Consider the following 18,519-nt stretch of genomic DNA (forward strand, 5'->3'; position numbering starts at 1 on the left):
AATTGAACTGAATATGCGCTGAGATTATTCACTCGTTCTTTTGAGTTTACCTATCTTTTCCGAAACGGTTCCTCGCTCAGTTAACCGAACAATGGATAAAACGGCACTGGCAATCAATCCGGGCTGAAGGATTACACTTGTTTTATCGGCTACCCGCAGATCACGATCTTTCAGACAAGCATCAACATCAGAATTAGTGGTACTGAAAAATTTGTTGCCAAACTTCCAGGCTCCATCGCGAGCCAATTTCATGCTAAAATCAACCAGGTAGTCATCCACCTTTCCCGTCCATTTCAGTATAAATTTTAAAGCCGGCCAAACAGTCGACAAATCATCCTGCACATCATGAATCAAGGATGATAGAATCTCATTAATCCGGTTAAAATCATCCTGAAGATCTGCTATCATTTTTTCTCTTGAAACCTCTGCTGCGGCGATCCCCAAATCAAGATTGATATGTGCATTCATCCCCATTAGCATATGCTGCAACACAATAGGCCAGTAATTCGATGACAAGTCGAATGCCTTTTGCCAGGAGAGTGTCATTGGGCTCTTGCTTTTATAAGCCACCCACGCTTCAATGTACCGATTGGCAAACAGCACATCGAGTTGCTCCATGCGTTCGCCATCATCAAAATAATTGTTCTCAATTCCTTCTTTTACCTTGATCGTTACTTTTTGGTAAAGTGCTGCAAAATATCCGGAAGGGTCATTATTTTGTATGCATTCCTGAATAATATGCTCCAGTGTGTCAATAACTTCATCAATAGTATTGGGTAACTTATTATTCATAGTCGGTAAGGTTGAAAATCAGTTTCAAATTAGATATTGGAACAGATCAGGTTTTTCATTTACGTATTCGTAGACAAACCCATTTTCCGCCATTCGTTGCACCAGACCATCAAAATCATTTTTGTTGCTTAGTTCAATTCCAACAAAAGCAGGCCCGCGCTCGCGGCTATTCTTTTTGGTGTATTCGAAATGAGTGATGTCGTCATTTGGACCAATAACATATTCAACAAAGTCGCGCAACGCTCCCGAACGCTGCGGAAAACGGATGATAAAATAATGCTTCAGTCCTTCAAATAACAGCGATCGCTCCTTGATTTCTTCGGTCCGCGTGATGTCGTTATTACTTCCTGAAACAATGCAAACCACATTTTTCCCTTTGATCTGAGCAGCATAATCATCCAACGCGGCAATAGAAAGTGCTCCGGCCGGCTCAACCACTATAGCATCGCGGTTATACAATTCCAATATTTTGGTACAGATACGACCTTCGGGAACCAACACAATATCATCGACCACCTGTTTGCAAATTTCGAATGGCAGATCCCCAACACGCTGAACAGCTGCGCCATCAACAAACTTATCAATTTTCTCCAGAGTGACCACTTCTCCCTTTTTCAATGATTCTTTCATAGAAGGAGCACCAGCCGGTTCAACGCCAATAATTTTGGTGCTCGGATGCATTTGTTTAAAGTAGCTTCCCACTCCGGCAATTAATCCGCCTCCACCAATGGGAACAAACACATAATCAATCTGGAGGGTTGAATCCTGTAAAATCTCCATAGCCGTTGTCGCCTGTCCTTCAATAATCAACGGATCGTCAAACGGATGAATATAGGCCTTCTGGTTTTCGTGGCAATCTTTCCAGGCCTCGCTACTGGCATCATCATAAGTATCTCCAATCAATACGATTTCGACAAACTCTTTCCCAAACATTTTTACCTGTTTGATTTTTTGCTTGGGAGTCGTTGTGGGCATGTAAATTTTTCCATTAATTCCCAACTTCTGACACGAGTAGGCCACTCCCTGAGCATGATTACCGGCACTAGCACAAACAACGCCATTTTTCAGCTGCTCTTTGCTCAGGCTCTTAATCTTATTGTAAGCACCACGTATTTTATAGGATCGTACAATTTGCAGGTCTTCCCGTTTTAAAAAAACCTTAGCGCCAAACTGCTCCGAAAGGTTTAAATTTTCAGTCAGCGGAGTAAAAGTTAAGATTTCGTTCAGAGTCAATTTTGCCCGGTTAATATCCTGCAAACTTGGAAAGTATGATTTTGTCATTTTTGTCTTTTATTATATGAGAGCAACATTTCGCCTATCGTTCGGTTCACCATCTACGAACAAGAGCGCAAAAATAAGGTGTTTTTCGCATTGAGAAATGATTCTGCTTTGCTATTAAATGACGATTAACGAAGAAATAGCAATATCCCTATTCCTCAACTTCGGGAGCAAAGCGCTCATGAAAATCGGTAGAAAGCACTCGGAATTCGGTGCGACGATTAATGGCCTTGGCTATTTCTTGCTGTTCAGGAGTAAGTCCAAGGATGAACTCTTCGGTCAGTTCATCATTCCGTTTCAGGAAGTCGTACTGCTTAGCCAACTTACGCGTAATGGCTTTTGGCCAGGTTTCACCATACCCTTTGGCAACTAATCGGCCAGGGTTGATGCCTTGTTGAATCAGGTAATCGACAACCGTCTGTGCCCGTTTCTGTGAAAGTTCGAAGTTGTACTGTTCCGAACCTACAAAGTCGGTGTGTGCCATCAGCTCAATGGTAATGGTTGGATTTAGTTCCAAAATACCCACCAAACTATCTAATGCATGGACCGACTCGGGTAATAATTCCCAACTTCCAAACTCGTAATTAATATTATCTACTTTGATTGGCGCATCGGTTGGCGTGAGGTACAAATCAACTCTGAAATCCTGGCTATCATCTAATCCGATAGTGGATTCGCGCCCTTTATCATTTAAATAGCCATCTTTAAACGCGGCAAAAACATATTCCGTTTCGGGGTTTAATTTCAGCTGGAACTTACCATCATCGGCACGCATTTTCAGGTTTGTGCCATCAGTTCCAATAATCCGAATACGGGCACCATCCAATCGTTGGCTGGTTTCTTTATCGTAAATTTCGCCCGAAACACGATAAATTTTAGGAGGTAAGTAAAAGGAATAAATATCATCGCTGCGTGATCCTTTTCGGTTCGAGGCAAACATTCCGCGCGTTTCCTCTCCTTCAATAAACGACATTCCAAAATCATCACCCGAAGAGTTGATTGGTGCTTTCATATTCTGAATGCGCCACTCCCCTTTTTCAGTGCGGGTGGCTTTAAAAATATCCAGTCCACCCATTCCCATGTGGTAATCCGATGAAAAATACAGTTCGCCATTTGATCGGATCGTTGGGAAAACTTCATCGCCCGGCGTATTAATTTTGGACCCCAGATTTTTTGGGTTCGAAAAAGTACCACCATTACCGGTTACCATCCAAATATCTTTCCCGCCATAACCTCCGGGTTTGTCAGACACAAAATACAAGGTATCGCCATTAATCGACAACGAAGGATGAGCAGCAACGAGGCTATCACCGAGCAAATCCAATTTAACAGGCTCCGACCAGTCGCCTCGTGACATTTTGACCCGGTATAGTTCTGTGCCAAGATCCTCTTTTTTGTCGTAACGGGCACGCGTAAAAATCATTTCATCGCCATTTTCCGACAAGGTAATCGCTCCTTCTTCGTCCGGCGAATTGATCATTCCAGATTCATCAATCAGTTTGGGAGGACCCCATTTCTGCCGCTGAACCTGGTATTCTGAACGAAAGATATCGGCAAACTGCTCGCCCGTTATACTGTTTTCTTTATTGCCAACGGTATTTTCACGTGTTGAAGTCAATAGAATTTCATTATCGCGTTCCCCCACAAAAACAGGGGTGTAATCGGCATATTTGGAGTTTAGCTCACGAACAGTGTTCACCACATAACGGGTCGGATTATCAACCCACTCCTGAATATAGCGGCAAGCATCCAATCCGTTTAGTGCCTGAATATCTTGTGGTATTGAATCGAGATATTGCTGATAAGCTTCAATTGCCTCTTCGAATTTCTGCGTAGCGCGTAAACAATCGGCATAATAAAGTACAGCTTTAAAATCGGGGTGTTGCCGGCGAATTGCATTTTTGTACCAAATGGCAGCCTTTCCGTAATCGCCAATTTCGCGATAGGCTTCAGCCATATTATAAGCCATTTCCATTTTGTGCTGCATATTATCATCCTTTCGGTAGGCTTTCCGGTATTTTTCAGTTGCCCGATAATATTCACCTATTTCATAAGACAATTCACCCAATCGAAAATTCTTTTTCGAGGAACAAGATCCTAAAATAAGCAGGGCTAGCGAAAGGCTAATAACAGCAAAATACGTACGCTTCATGTATTCTCGCAGATTAAGGCGGTAAAAGTAACCAAATTTGTTCGTTATGGAAAAACGAAAAACGAAAAGATAAAGTATTTCCCCACTGCAATTTTTGATATATTTACAGAATAACTTAAACCAAAAGAAAACCGGGCATTCCGAATTTTTCAGATTATGTAGTCTGTTTCTGAAAAAACACCCAGGCAAATAAATTTCATTCTACTACTTTAATACACCTAACAAAATTCAAATCTATGTTGATCAAAAACTACACTTCATCGTTACTGCTTTCCGTCCTTTTTTCGTTGTTCTCCATTAATCTAGCGGCAAAAGATTACACCGTTAGCTCGCCAAACGGAAAAATTTTAACCACCTTAAATACGGACGACGGAATTCATTGGTCGGCGAGTGTTAACGGGCAGCCAATTTTCGAGAATAGCAAAATGAGCCTCACAATAGATGGTGAGGTTTTGGGCAAATCAGCTAAAGTCAGAAAAACGAAAACAAGCTCTACCTCTGAACAAGTTGAAGTCATTGTCCCGGTTAAATCCACAACAATAAAAGACGAATACAACCAACTGAGCATTCAATTTAAAAATGATTTTTCAGTGGTGTTCCGTGTTTTTGATAACGGAATTGCCTATCGATTTGAAACCTCAAAAAAGGGCGACGTTATTGTCAATAACGAAACGGTCGATCTAAACTTTTCGGACAACTATCCAATTTTATTTCCTGAAGAACAATCGCTGCTTTCGCACTACGAGCGACTGTATATCGATGAAAAACTATCCGCTCTGAATGCCGGTCGATTTTGCTCACTTCCAACCTTAGTAAAAGCAACCAACAATATCAAAATTGGGATAACCGAAGCCGACCTGTTCGATTATCCGGGCTTATTTCTTGAGGCTACCGGAGGTCCAAGCTTAAAAAGTAAATTCCCGAATGTAACTCTCGAGTCAAAGCCTAAAGGAGATCGTAACATTGAGATTATTAAACAAGCTGATTATATCGCCGAAACCGACGGCTCCAGAACTTTCCCCTGGCGAGTATTCATGATTAGTGAGGAAGACAAACATCTGGTTGAAAACCAACTCGTGTATTTACTTTCAAGAGACTGCAAAATTGAAAACACGTCCTGGATCAAACCAGGATTAGTGGCTTGGGATTGGTGGAATGACAACAATATTTACGGTGTTGATTTTAAATCAGGACTCGACAACCAAACCTACAAGTATTACATTGATTTTGCCTCTGAATACGGAATTCCTTACATCATTTTAGATGAAGGCTGGTCGAAAACGACAACCAACGTGTTGGAACCAAATCCGAACATCGATATTGATGAACTGGTTCAATATGGTAAAGAGAAAAATGTAGAGCTTATTTTATGGTCGCTTTGGGGGCCTGTTGATAAACACATGGGCGACATCCTGGATCAGTTTGCCAAGTGGGGTGTAAAAGGGCTCAAGGTTGATTTCATGGCTCAGGCGGGTCAGGAAATGGTCAACTTTTACGAGCGTACTGCCCAAGCCTGTGCCGACCGGGAACTACTGGTCGATTTCCATGGGGCATACAAACCCGCGGGTTTGCGCAGGGCGTATCCCAATGTGATCAATTACGAAGGTGTGAAAGGGCTGGAAAATTGCAAATGGTCTGATGTAATTACGCCAGAGCATAATGTAACCCTACCATTTACGCGAATGCTTGCCGGGCCAATGGACTACACTCCGGGTGCTATGCGCAATGCTCACCATAAAGATTTTAAAATCAGTCACAGCAACCCGATGAGTATGGGAACAAGATGCCACCAACTAGCGATGTATGTTGTTTATGATGCGCCTCTTCAAATGCTTTCAGATAATCCATCGAATTATTACAGGGAAGAAGAAAGTATTCGCTTTTTAAGTAAAATGAAAACCGTTTGGGATGACACTAAAATACTGGACGCCAAAGTTGCCGACTACATTGTTACCGCCCGAAAAAGTGGCAATGACTGGTATATTGGTGCCATGACCGATGCAGACTCCCGAACACTCGAAATTGATTTGTCATTTTTGGATGAAGGAGATTACGAACTCCAAATCATGCAGGATGGCATCAATGCAGATCAAGCGGCAATTGACTATACTTACATCACGAAAACGGCTGACAAAAACACCAAAATTACAATTCCGATGGCATCAGGTGGGGGCTGGGCTGCAATTTGTAAAAAGAAATAGATTCAATTTTGTTTAGAACTTGGCATCGTAAATATCCGATAAAAATACAAAAAGGCCGCTCCAATTGGAGCGGCCTTCTATTTTCAATCACTGATAGTACATTATCTTACAAAAAGAAGTTCTCTATATTTTGGCAGTGGCCAAAGTTCGTTATCAACAGTCAGTTCTAGCTTATCAATATGATAGCGTATATCATCCAGATAAGGATAAACCGTTTTTTCGTATACTCTTGATTTTTCAATTGAGTCTTCAATTACATTGGCGACTTTGCGGGCCTCAACCATCTTTTTCACCTTCGCTTTAATCGCTGAAATATGGCCGCTGATTTCCTTTATCAATTCCTTACGGGCAAAGGCCAGCTCCTCAAATTCCTTTTCAGAAAAAACCTCCTTCAGATTCTTAACATTTTCTAATAAAGTAGTCTGATATTGAATAGCCGTAGGAACGATATGGTTAATTGCCAAGTCGCCCAACACACGTGCTTCAATTTGCACCTTCATGATGTATTTCTCATACTCTACAGCAGTTCGTCCAACCAACTCTTTTTCCGATAAGACTTCTTGTACTGCAAAAAGCTTTTTTGTCTTTTCCGACAGATATCCCTGTAAGGCATCAGGCACACTGTTGATGTTGGTCAGTCCACGCTTTTCAGCCTCAACAATCCAATCATCACTATACCCGTCACCATCAAATCGAATCGGCTTACAATCAATAATCAGCTTTTTCAATATCTGGAAAATAGCTTCGTCTTTTTTTACTCCGGTATCAATCAAGCTATCAACTTCTTTCCTGAATTGCGACAACTGAGCAGCAACAGCCGTGTTTAAGGCAATAAGCGCAGGGGCACAATTGGCCGATGACCCGACAGCCCGGAACTCAAAACGGTTACCGGTAAACGCAAATGGCGATGTGCGATTACGATCGGTACTGTCCAGAATAATCTCCGGAATCCGGCCAATATTCAATTTCAAAGCTGTCTTTTCGTCCGGCGTCATTTTACGGTCAACCACTGCCTCTTCCATCATATCGAGCATTTTACTGACTTCGGTTCCCAAAAAGACAGACAAAATTGAAGGCGGAGCTTCATTGGCTCCCAAACGATGCGCATTTGAAGCAGTTAAAATACAAGCTCTCATTAAGTCCTGATTGTCGTACACCGCTTTCATGGCATTCACCACAAACGTTAGAAACTGCAAATTTGATTTCGGGTTTTTACCCGGCGAATAGAGGTTAACGCCTGTGTTCGTGGATAATGACCAATTGTTGTGCTTGCCTGATCCATTAATTCCGGCAAATGGTTTTTCATGAAACAGCACCCTAAAATGATGACGACGGGCAATCTTTTTCATAATGTCCATCAACAATTGGTTATGATCGTTCCCCAGGTTGGCCTCTTCGTAAATAGGAGCAACTTCAAATTGATTTGGAGCAACCTCGTTGTGACGGGTTTTCAGGGGGATTCCCAGCTTATAAGCTTCATTTTCCAAATCTTCCATGTAGCGATAAACACGAGTTGGAATAGAACTGAAGTAATGATCATCCAGCTGTTGATCTTTTGATGATGAATGCCCCATCAAAGTCCTCCCCGTCAAAACCAAATCCGGGCGAGCCATAAACAGTGCTTCGTCAATCAGAAAATACTCTTGCTCCCACCCCAGATTGGCATTTACTTTTGTTACATTTTTATCGAAAAACTGGCAAACAGCGGTTGCCGCCTTATCCACAGCTTGAAGCGACCGCAACAACGGAGTTTTGTAATCTAATGCTTCGCCTGTGTATGAAATAAATACGGTTGGGATACACAGTGTTCCATCAACAATAAACGCCGGAGATGAAGCATCCCAAGCGGTATAGCCACGTGCTTCAAAGGTTTGGCGAATGCCACCACTCGGGAATGAAGATGCATCGGGCTCCTGCTGCGAAAGCAATTTCCCGCTGAATGCCTCCACAACACCACCATCTTCGCCATGAACGATAAATGCATCATGCTTTTCGGCTGTTCCGTCGGTCAACGGATGAAACCAGTGAGTATAGTGAGTAGCACCATTTTCGGTAGCCCAGGCTTTCATTCCCTGCGCCACCTGATCGGCCATTTTCCGATCAATTGCCCTCGAATTATCAACGGCGTCACAAACCGCTTTATAGGCCTCTTTGGAAAGGTATTTTTTCATTTTAGGACGGTCGAAAACCTTAATCCCAAAATAGTCGGAGGTTAGATTATGCTCCCGCTCAATTACAACCGGTTCTCTTTCCATAACCACCTGTAAAGCTTTAAATCTAAAGTCTGCCATTATCTTAATCAATTAAATTTATAAAACATTGAAATTTCTTCAGCCAAATACAGACCTCAAAAATAATGAATTTTGCAGCTAACTTTTTATTTTTTATCTATGTTTATCCTGTTTCTCGGCAGGTTCATTCAAAATAATCAGCCATTTTTGAATAACGAAGGGTAAAAAACAAGGGGCGAGGTCACATAACTTCATTCGCAAGTGCAAATAGTGTCATTTTGTTATGATGTAAATTTTAAAGCGAAGAAATCAGCGAGTTGTGTTTTAAGTTGTTATTTTTTCGAATACCTTGTGTAAAATCAAGCAATATCATTATTTTGGTATTTGTTGACCATTAAATAAGAGCAAAGCAAAGACATGACAAATAAGAAAGACCTGATAAAAACAATAAAAGAAAGCACTCAATCGAAAATTAAATTTGCTGTAGTTGACATTGATGGCATATTGAGGGGCAAGACGATTCACAAAGATAAATTTCTGGAAGTAGTTGATGGCGACATTGGTTTTTGTGATGTTATTTTTGGATGGGATGCCAATGACAAATGCTACGACAATGTAAAAGTTACGGGCTGGCATACGGCCTATCCTGATGCACGTGCCCGAATTGATCTTTCGACCTACCGCAATATTCCGTGGGACAACGAACGTCCGTTTTTTCTGGCTGACTTCAGTTCTGAACAGGGCAAAGATTTGCCCGCTTGTCCGCGTAGTTTATTAAAAAGAATCAGGCAACGAGCAACCGAGAAGGGCTTCGAAGCAGTATTCTCACAAGAATTTGAGTGGTTCAATTTTGTTGGAACGTCGAACGAACTAGCCGAAAGAAATTATTCCGATTTGAAACCAATTTCGCCAGGAATGTTTGGCTACTCCATGCTTCGGCCAACACAATACCAAACCTATTTCAATGACCTGTTCGATTTGCTGGAGAAGTTTCAGGTAAGCCTCGAAAGCTTGCATACCGAAACCGGCCCCGGTGTTTATGAAGCGGCAATTCGTTACGATGAAATTCTGCAAGCTGCTGACAAAGCAGTACTTTTTAAAAACAGTGTAAAAGAAATTGCCTATCAACATGGAATAATTGCCAGTTTTATGGCTAAATGGAATGAAAATCTTCCCGGGTGCAGTGGACACATTCATCAAAGTTTGTGGGATATCGGCCAAAAAAGAAATCTCTTTTTCTCGGGCGACAAACAATCACCGATGAGCAAGCTAATGGAAAGCTATCTGGCCGGGCAGCTTTATTGCTTACCTCACATTTTGCCTATGTACGCGCCCACAATTAACAGTTTCAAACGGCTGCGCGAAGGTGCCTGGGCTCCGGTTACTGCAAGTTGGGGACTCGACAACCGCACAACAGCGGTTCGGGTTATCAACGGACAGGAGAAATCGACCCGACTGGAAATGCGCGTTCCCGGCTCCGACTCCAATCCATATCTGGCGATGGCTGCCGCCTTGGCCTCTGGTTTATATGGAATCGAAAATGAGTTAGAACTAACGATTCCAAAAACAACCGGCAACGAATATGCCCAAAAAGACCACGAACGACTACCGCTCAACCTACTGGATGCCAACCGAAAGATGAAAGATTCGGAGATTGCCAACACCCTGTTTGGAGAAGACTTTGTCAATCATTTTGCAGCTACACGCGAATGGGAATGGCGCGAATTCGCCAAAGCAGTAACCGATTGGGAAACAAAAAGGTATTTTGAAATTATCTGAAATTCCAATTTCTGATTACTTTTGGGAACTACAGACGACAGCTAAAAAGAAGAAGAACTATGCAAACGCTTGATTATTTTCAAATAATCCGACAAGCTTGGGAAGAATTTGATGAGCGACATGAAATTAAAGGAATTTTTGATGTCAGTGCCCATGTTTCAACAAACCATGTTTACAAAATATCCTTTTACGACCGGCAACCGGTTTTTGCAAAATTATCGGATTACGGTAATTTTGAACACTTTAAGGAAGATCATATCATTATAAACAATCTGGCCAACAATCTGGAAGCACCCTACGACAACTTCCTCGCCAAATCGCTGGTTAAACGAAATGATCTGTTCATCTTTCGCTACTACGATCAAAAACGCAACGCCTGGGTGGTTTTTTATAACCCGATCAGGATGAAACACAAAATGCCTCGCCGGCTTGAGGACAAACACATCAGAAAGCTTGGCCGCGAACTAGCCCGTTTCCATAAGGCTTGCTCAAACGTAAGCAATCAGCTCCCACGAGCGTCGAAAACAGTGGCAACCGACATCCATCGGCTAATGAAAAATCTGGACTCCGGAAAATTCTGCGCAACAGCACCTCAACGCGATCTTTTAAAGAGCCAATGCGAAAAATTTATCGTTTATGCCGACAAGGCGAACTACACCAGTGAAATTGAAACAATTCCGGTATTTGTAGACTGGAACATTGGTAACTTTTCGGTAACTCGGGATGGGAAGCTCTATTCCAGATGGGATTATGACTGGTTTCGGGAGTCGTCACGTGTCATGGATTTTTACTTTTTTAGCCGAGTGGTTTCCGATGTAGGCGACCGAACGGTTTTCAGCTATATGATCAACCCGCTGATGGAAGATCGATTCATCATGTTTCTAAAAGAATATCACCGTATCTTTCCGCTGACAGAACCAGAAGTACGATTAATAAAAGAGGCCTATCGCTTTTTCATCTTAAATTACGTGGTAAAGGATGGAACACATTTCTTTCTACCATCATATGCCCGTAAGTTGCAAAAAGAAGCCTACAATTTATACATTCCGGCCATTGACACGAATTACGATGTCGATAAAATATTGAAAGCATTAAAACTATAAATAGCATGAAGACGCAAGATTTCAGGAGTGTAGTAACGAACTACAAAGCGGTTTTTTTTGATGCTTTCGGGGTATTAAAAAATCACAAAGGAATTATTCCCGGTGTTGAAAATACGTTCGATTTTCTGGATGAAAAGGGAATTGACTATTACGTATTAACCAATGATGCGTCCCGAAGTCCGGAACAGCTGGCACGGATTTATCAAGATAATGGAATCCCCGCGATTACCACTGATAAGGTTATTTCTTCGGGCATGCTGGCACACGACTGGTTGAAACTCAAAATAAAATCAGGCCGCGTTGCCTATCTGGGCACTGAGCAATCGGCTCACTACATTGAGTCGGCCGGATTGAAAACAATGCCCATCAGCAAGCTCGACCTAAACGATGTTGATGACATTACCTGTCTTGCATTTCTGGACGATGAAGGTTTCGACTGGAACAACGACATTAATAAAGTAATCAACCTACTTCGGAAAAAAAACATGTCGGTGATTGTTGCCAATACCGATATCAACTACCCGGTCAACCGAGTTGACATTGCTATTGCCATTGGCGGAATTTCAGATATGGTTGAAGAAATCCTGGATCGACATTTTATCCGCTTTGGAAAACCCGATGCCCAGATGTTTATGTTTGCGTACGAAAAAGCGTGCTTAAAACAAGCTCTTAATCGCGACGATATTCTGATGGTAGGTGATACGCTTTTTACCGACATCATTGGAGGCAACAAGTTTGGGATGGATACTGTGCTTGTCCTGTCGGGAAATACCTTAGCGGAAAGTGCCAAATCGAAAATTCGCTCAACCGGAATTATTCCAACTTATGTATGCGATTCGGTGGCTAGCTTTTAACAAGCTGAAAAAAGAATTACCCGAATATTGGTTACACAGAATGTGCTTCGGCCATGCTTTGTAGTGCATTAATCAAAAACCGATCGTTCTCTTTTCCTTGCGAGGCAACGCGAATATGGTATTGATCCAGCCCAATTTTGTTACTACAATCACGCACGTAAAGTCCATAGTTTTCAAGTAAGTGCATTTGCAATTCAACCGCTTTCATTCCAAATTCAATTTTAACAAGAATGAAATTGCTTCCGGTTGGATAAACCTTGAAGCCGGGAATCTCGACCAGTTTTCGATACAAATCTTTTACATCATCAATAACCCGAATACGCGAATTATGGTATTCCTGATTCGTCCTTTGAAGTTGCAACAAGAAATACTCTGCAATGGAATTGATATTCCAAACGGGCAAAGCTTCCTTAATTTCGGTCTGAAACATCTTGTTTGAAGTAGCGCAATACCCCAGCCTCAAACCGGGCACGCCACAATGCTTGCTCATGCTCCGAACAACTATTAAGTTGTTGTAATCTGCTAATTCTCCAAGCAAAGTCGGCACCAGTTCATCAGCAAAATCGATAAACGACTCATCAAGCAAAATCAACTTCAAATGCTTCATCTTCTTCAAAAACCACTTCATCTCATCAACTCGCATCAATTGCCCGGTTGGATTGCCGGGGTTGATAATTAACGCCGACTCAATTTGATTCTGCTCAATCCATCTGGCATATTCCTCCAAATTCAGTTGATAGTCCTTTTCGGGGTTAAGATGAAATAATTTCGCTGCATCCAAATTTTTCAATTTTTCAATGTACTCACTAAAAGTGGGAATCGGAATCGCGATTTGATCAATCAAATATTTCTCAATAATGGTAATCAGCTCAGTAGCGCCATTGCCTAAAATCAGATATTGCGGATTAATTGCTAATACTTCGGCCAGCATTTCCCTCGCCAAGCGCGGATTGCTGGATGGATAAGCTTTAATAATACTGACTAATTTCGATTGCAGCTGCTCCAGCATTTCACCAGTTGGATAATAAGGATTGGCAATGAAACAGTAATCGATAACCTGATCAAGCATTTCCTCTCCAACAATATCGACCAATGCCGGCGAATGAGACGTTTCTTCGAATAGGGCTTTGTTGATGTTTATTTTTGCTGTGCGCATAATTCAAAAGTTAGGTGGCAAAAATAGCGAAACTCCGCATTCAACAGAAGTATCGGACATAAAAAAAGCTGCTCCCAAAGGAACAGCTTTCAATATCTAGTGTAATGTTTAATTACAATTTTTCAACTGCTTTGTGTGTAACTTTGATGATAACAGCAGCTATTTTGTATGGGTCACCATTTGATGATGGACGACGATCTTCTAAACGACCTTTCCAGCCATCTTCAACAGTTCCGATAGGAATGCGAATAGAAGAACCGCGGTCAGAAACTCCATAAGAGAAATCAGTGATAGCAGCTGTTTCGTGAAGACCAGTTAAACGTTGGTCGTTATAGGCTCCGTAAACACTAATACATTCGTCAATATGGTTTCCAAATTCTTCGCAAATTGCTACAAAAACTTTTTTGTCAGCACAAGTTCTCATTAAACCATTAGAAAAGTTTGCGTGCATACCTGAACCATTCCAGTCCAACTCTTTTCCTAGTGGTTTTGGATGCCATTCAACAACAACACCATATTTCTCACCGAGTTTTTCCAGGAAATAACGTGATACCCAAATTTGGTCACCAGCATCGTGGGCTCCTTTTGCAAAAATTTGGTATTCCCACTGTCCTGCAGCTACCTCGGCATTGATACCTTCAACGTTCAGACCAGCTTCTAAACAAACATCGAAATGCTCTTCAACTAATTCACGTCCAAATGAGTGTTGTGCACCTACACCACAATAGTAAGGTCCTTGTGGAGCTGGGTAACCATCAGCTGGAAATCCCAGAGGTTTGTTTGTTTGAGGATCCATCAAGAAATACTCTTGCTCAAAACCAAACCAGAAATCTTCATCTTCGTCTTCGATGTGAGCTCGTCCGTTAGAAGCGTGTGGAGTCCCATCTGCATTTAATACTTCCGTCATTACAACGTAAGCATTTTTACGAGTTGGATCAGGATAAATTGCAACTGGTTTCAATAGACAGTCAGAATCTCCTCCTTCAGCTTGTCGAGTTGAAGATCCATCAAATGACCATACCGGGCAATCTTCCAATTTTCCGCTAAAATCTTTTGCAATTCTTGTCTTTGCCCTTAAAGTTTGAGTTGGCTTGTATCCGTCCAACCAGATGTACTCTAATTTTGTCTTCATCGTGTTACAAATTATAAGTTAATGATATATTTTTTCGATAATTTGACGTCAAAAATAGAACCAACTGACAAAATTATAAATAAAAGTGCAGCAAATTGTAAAAAATTAATACAAAATTCATATAAGAATATATTTTTGTCCACCACCCTATTCAAAACGAGCCCGAAAGTTAAAAAAGATCTCTTTTTTTTCACAGTCATATTTGTAAAAACGAATAGAAATTTCAAATTAATAGTATTTCCCTATCAAGAACCCCTATTTTCATCAGGCACCCGATCTATTAGAAGGCTTCACCAGTTGCAAATTTCAAATATGATTTTAATTCAAAAACGATAAGCTATTTTTATGTTTTATTTCTAAATTTAAATGCTCAATTCAGACTTATTTTGATCGAATTTCATCTATTAAAAAGACAACTTACAACTTTATAATTTTTCAGAATGAAAAACATCGACCGAAGAGAATTTTTAAAGTCATCGGGTACGGCTGTAGCAGGAAGCATGATTCTACCCACTTTTTTCCAGTCGTGCCAGAGTGCTTCAGCCTCTGCCGAAGTTCAGGCTTACCTTGATCATTTTGGCATTGATATAACGCTACTTCAAAAAGTCATTACCAAATCGCTCAGCAAGGGTGGCGATTATGCCGATCTGTTTTTTGAACACAAATTAAGTAACAGTCTATCGCTGGAAGACGGCAAGGTTAACCGTGCCTATTCAAATGTAGATTTTGGAGTTGGCATCCGTGTTTTAAAAGGAGACCAAACCGGCTTTGCCTATTCGGAAACAGTAACGACCGAAGCATTGATAAAAGCAGCGAACACTGCAGCCAATATTGCAACGGGCAATGCAAATGTATCGGCGCAAGAAATTAAAGAAGCCATTCCTTCAAACTACTATAAAATTGATCGATCGTGGGAAGAAACAACGATAGAGGAAAAAATTCCGTTCATCCAGAACTTAAACGACCAGATATTTGCCAAAGACACTCGCGTATCAAAAGTGAATGCCTATTTGAGCGACCAATCCGCCTACGTCCTTTTTTACAGTTCCGAAGGGATTCTCACCTACGATTACCGCCCAATGGTAAGTTTAGGAGCATTTTGCGTGATGGAAAAAGATGGTAAAATTGAGAATGCCTATTCATCTCGTTCGTTCCGGAAAGGCTTCGAGTTTTTAAATGATGAGCTCGTGAGTTTACTGGCCACCGAGGTTGTTGACCGAACATCGCTTCTATTTGAAGCCACCAAACCAAAAGCCGGCGAAATGCCTGTTGTAATGGGAGCCGGAGGTTCTGGGATCTTGCTGCACGAAGCTATCGGCCATACTTTTGAGGCCGACTTCAATCGAAAAGGAACATCTATTTTTGCCGACAAGATGGGCGAAAAGGTAGCCGAGAATTTTGTCAACATTGTTGATGATGGAACACTGCCTGAAAACCGGGGATCGTTGAACACCGACGACGAAGGAAATGCAACCGAAAAAACCTATTTGGTTAAAGACGGAGTTCTTAACAGCTACCTGCACGACCGAATCAGCTCGAAACATTACCAGGTAAACCCAACCGGAAATGGAAGGAGAGAATCCTTCCGTCATATGCCGCTGCCGCGCATGCGAGCGACTTATATGGAAGTTGGACCTCACTCAAAAGATGACATCATCACCAATGTGAAACAAGGTATTTATGTGGATAATTTCAGCAATGGTGAAGTTAAAATCGGAGCCGGCGATTTCACCTTCTTTGTTAAGGCGGGCTACCTGATTGAAACCGGAAAACTAACACGCCCAATTAAAGACATCAACATTATTGGTAACGGACCGCAAGCACTAGCCGACATTACAATGTGTGCCACTGATTACAAAATTGACAACGGCACCTGGACCTGTGGGAAATCCGGCCAATCGGTTCCGGTAACCTGCGGACTGCCTACCGTTTTGGTGAAAAAACTCACCGTGGGAGGTGTTAGTTAAATCAAGTTCAATCGTTCAGAAAATAGGAATTAAAATGACACAAGAAGAAAAATACAGCCTGGCAAAATGGGCCATGCAACATGCACTGGACAGTGGAGCTGACCAAGTCAGCATTATTATTTCGCAAAGCAAAAGCAGCAACGTTGATGTTCGAGAACAAAAAATAGACACGCTGAAAGAAGCGATCGAAAGCAACATGAGTATCCGCTTGTATGTTGACAATAAATATTCGTCACACCGCACCAATCGGTTGGAGAAGACGGAACTTTCCCGCTTCATTGAACAAGCAATTGCCGCCACCAAATATTTATCTCCCGATCCATATCGCTCATTGCCCGATCCCAATTTATATTATCAAGGCGAAGGAAAAGACCTTGGAACTGAGGACAGCACTTACGACAACATTGACCCAAAAACGAAAGTTGATCTGGCTTTTCAAATTGAGAAAGAGGCGCTAAATAAAGATGAACGCATCATCTCGGTTTCGACAAGTTATTCAGACAAAACAAGCAGCCGACTAATGGTCACCAGTAATGGCTTTGAAGGAGAAACAAAAAACAGCTCATTTAGCCTGGGAGCCTCCGTATCGGTTGACGGTGGAGATGCGCGTCCAAGTGACACCTGGCGCGAACGGGCTATTTTGTTCGATCAACTGCAAAAATCAAATATTGGATCAACTGCCCTCGATCGCGTACTAAAGAAGATTGGACAACAGAAAATCAGCTCTGGCAAATACGACATGCTTGTTGAAAACAGGGCGGCTGGGCGGTTGTTCTATCCCTTACTAAGCGCTTTGGACGGGTACAACATCCAGCAGAAAAACTCTTTTTTGATTGATAAAATCGGAGAAAAAGTAGCGTCTGAAAAACTTACATTAACTGACGATCCGTTTATTCAGGGCGGGCTGGGCTCGCAATTATTCGATAGCGAAGGGCTGGCTTTAAAAAAGCGAGAAGTATTTAAACACGGCGTGCTCGGTACTTACTACATTGACACCTACTACGCGAAAAAACTGGAGATGAAACCGACAACCGGAGACGCTTCGAATTTAATTTTTGAGAGCGGCGAAAAGGATCTTGAAGCACTTGTAAAAAGCATGAAAAAGGGGATTCTGGTTACTGGCTTTAACGGTGGAAACACGAATGGATCAACCGGAGATTTCTCTTATGGGATTGATGGTTTTCTGGTCGAAGATGGAGAAATCATCAAGCCGGTTTCCGAGATGAACATCAGTGGAAATATGAAAGAGCTGTGGATGAACCTGGCCGAAGTTGGAACCGATCCGAACCCGATTTCATCCTGGCAAACACCGTCCATGTTATTTGAAGGAGTTGATTTTAGCGGAAGCTAAGTCCAAAAAAAATAGGCAGACAATCATAGAAAAACCTTTTCCTTTCGCAGGAGGAGGTTTTCTTTTCTATTTTTGAAGAAAAAAAGCAGTGGCAAAACGAGAGAAAAAAGGGAAAAGCAAAAGTTCAGCAGGTTACAACCAGAAAATAGGCGAAGATTTTCTGGTTCAAAATGCACAAAAAGAAGGCGTGCTGGAAACAGCCAGTGGGCTTCAGTATAAAATTATTGAAGAGGAGGACGGACAAAAGCCATCGGAATTTGATACCGTGCTGATTCACCAGCGAGCACTCTTATTAAACGGGACGATACTAGAAGATACCTACCGCCAAAACAAAGCCGACGACGTAAAAATTGAAGAACTGATTGAGGGATTGCAAGAAGGACTTCTGATGATGAACAAAGGCAGTCGCTACAAATTCTGGGTTCCCTCGGATCTTGGCTGGGGACGAAAAGGAACAAGCAATAAAATACCTCCTTTTGCCGTGTTGGCCTTCGACATTCGCTTAGTTGATATTTTGACTTAA

At 41.8% G+C, this 18,519-nt stretch carries 13 protein-coding genes; 7 read left to right on the forward strand and 6 right to left on the reverse strand.

Going from position 1 to position 18,519, the window contains the following annotated elements; all coding sequences use genetic code 11:
* Nucleotides 1–24: 24 nt before the first annotated feature.
* The 3 genes from ACTB00_RS00140 to porE form a co-directional block, all read right to left on the reverse strand.
* A complete protein-coding gene (locus ACTB00_RS00140) occupies nt 25–792 on the reverse strand; it encodes a DUF5995 family protein (RefSeq protein ID WP_463297921.1) in 768 nt (255 codons plus the stop codon).
* Between the two features lie 24 nt (nt 793–816).
* Nucleotides 817–2,073 (reverse strand): threonine ammonia-lyase, encoded by a 1,257-nt coding sequence (gene ilvA, locus ACTB00_RS00145; RefSeq protein ID WP_463297922.1) that lies wholly within the window; start codon nt 2,071–2,073, stop codon nt 817–819.
* Between the two features lie 148 nt (nt 2,074–2,221).
* Nucleotides 2,222–4,222: a PorE family type IX secretion system protein gene (porE, locus tag ACTB00_RS00150; RefSeq protein ID WP_463297923.1), complete on the reverse strand. Its 2,001-nt coding sequence runs from the start codon at nt 4,220–4,222 to the stop codon at nt 2,222–2,224.
* 236 nt (nt 4,223–4,458) lie between these two features.
* On the opposite strand from porE, the gene ACTB00_RS00155 reads away from it, so the two are divergent.
* Nucleotides 4,459–6,423 (forward strand): glycoside hydrolase family 97 protein, encoded by a 1,965-nt coding sequence (locus ACTB00_RS00155; RefSeq protein ID WP_463297924.1) that lies wholly within the window; start codon nt 4,459–4,461, stop codon nt 6,421–6,423.
* Nucleotides 6,424–6,524: 101 nt separating this feature from the next.
* Here ACTB00_RS00155 and ACTB00_RS00160 read toward each other — a convergent pair whose 3' ends face one another.
* Complete coding sequence (locus ACTB00_RS00160; protein ID WP_159517702.1) at nt 6,525–8,714, reverse strand: glutamine synthetase III family protein; 2,190 nt, start codon at nt 8,712–8,714, stop codon at nt 6,525–6,527.
* A gap of 357 nt (nt 8,715–9,071) precedes the next feature.
* On the opposite strand from ACTB00_RS00160, the gene ACTB00_RS00165 reads away from it, so the two are divergent.
* From ACTB00_RS00165 to ACTB00_RS00175, 3 genes are read left to right on the forward strand one after another with little or no spacing between them, the layout of a single operon-like run.
* Nucleotides 9,072–10,433 carry a glutamine synthetase family protein gene (locus ACTB00_RS00165; protein WP_463297925.1) on the forward strand — a complete coding sequence of 454 codons (1,362 nt, stop codon included), beginning with the start codon at nt 9,072–9,074 and terminating at the stop codon, nt 10,431–10,433.
* Between the two features lie 59 nt (nt 10,434–10,492).
* Nucleotides 10,493–11,536 (forward strand): aminoglycoside phosphotransferase/kinase family protein, encoded by a 1,044-nt coding sequence (locus ACTB00_RS00170; RefSeq protein WP_463297926.1) that lies wholly within the window; start codon nt 10,493–10,495, stop codon nt 11,534–11,536.
* Between the two features lie 5 nt (nt 11,537–11,541).
* A complete protein-coding gene (locus ACTB00_RS00175; protein WP_463297927.1) occupies nt 11,542–12,390 on the forward strand; it encodes an HAD-IIA family hydrolase in 849 nt (282 codons plus the stop codon).
* 31 nt (nt 12,391–12,421) lie between these two features.
* On the opposite strand, the gene ACTB00_RS00180 is transcribed toward ACTB00_RS00175, so the two are convergent.
* Entirely contained in the window at nt 12,422–13,546 is a 1,125-nt protein-coding gene (locus ACTB00_RS00180; protein ID WP_463297928.1) for a pyridoxal phosphate-dependent aminotransferase, read from the reverse strand.
* Nucleotides 13,547–13,658: 112 nt separating this feature from the next.
* Nucleotides 13,659–14,678, reverse strand: a complete 1,020-nt coding sequence (locus tag ACTB00_RS00185; RefSeq protein ID WP_463297929.1) for a glutamine synthetase beta-grasp domain-containing protein — start codon at nt 14,676–14,678, stop codon at nt 13,659–13,661.
* Between the two features lie 440 nt (nt 14,679–15,118).
* Here ACTB00_RS00185 and ACTB00_RS00190 point away from each other — a divergent pair, with 440 nt between their 5' ends.
* The 3 genes from ACTB00_RS00190 to ACTB00_RS00200 all read left to right on the forward strand — a co-directional run bounded on the left by ACTB00_RS00190 (nt 15,119) and on the right by ACTB00_RS00200 (nt 18,519).
* Nucleotides 15,119–16,645 carry a TldD/PmbA family protein gene (locus ACTB00_RS00190; protein WP_463297930.1) on the forward strand — a complete coding sequence of 509 codons (1,527 nt, stop codon included), beginning with the start codon at nt 15,119–15,121 and terminating at the stop codon, nt 16,643–16,645.
* Nucleotides 16,646–16,679: 34 nt separating this feature from the next.
* Nucleotides 16,680–17,996, forward strand: a complete 1,317-nt coding sequence (locus tag ACTB00_RS00195; protein WP_463297931.1) for a TldD/PmbA family protein — start codon at nt 16,680–16,682, stop codon at nt 17,994–17,996.
* A gap of 88 nt (nt 17,997–18,084) precedes the next feature.
* Complete coding sequence (locus tag ACTB00_RS00200; RefSeq protein ID WP_463297932.1) at nt 18,085–18,519, forward strand: FKBP-type peptidyl-prolyl cis-trans isomerase; 435 nt, start codon at nt 18,085–18,087, stop codon at nt 18,517–18,519.

The sequence above is a fragment of the Sunxiuqinia sp. genome (assembly GCF_055140945.1).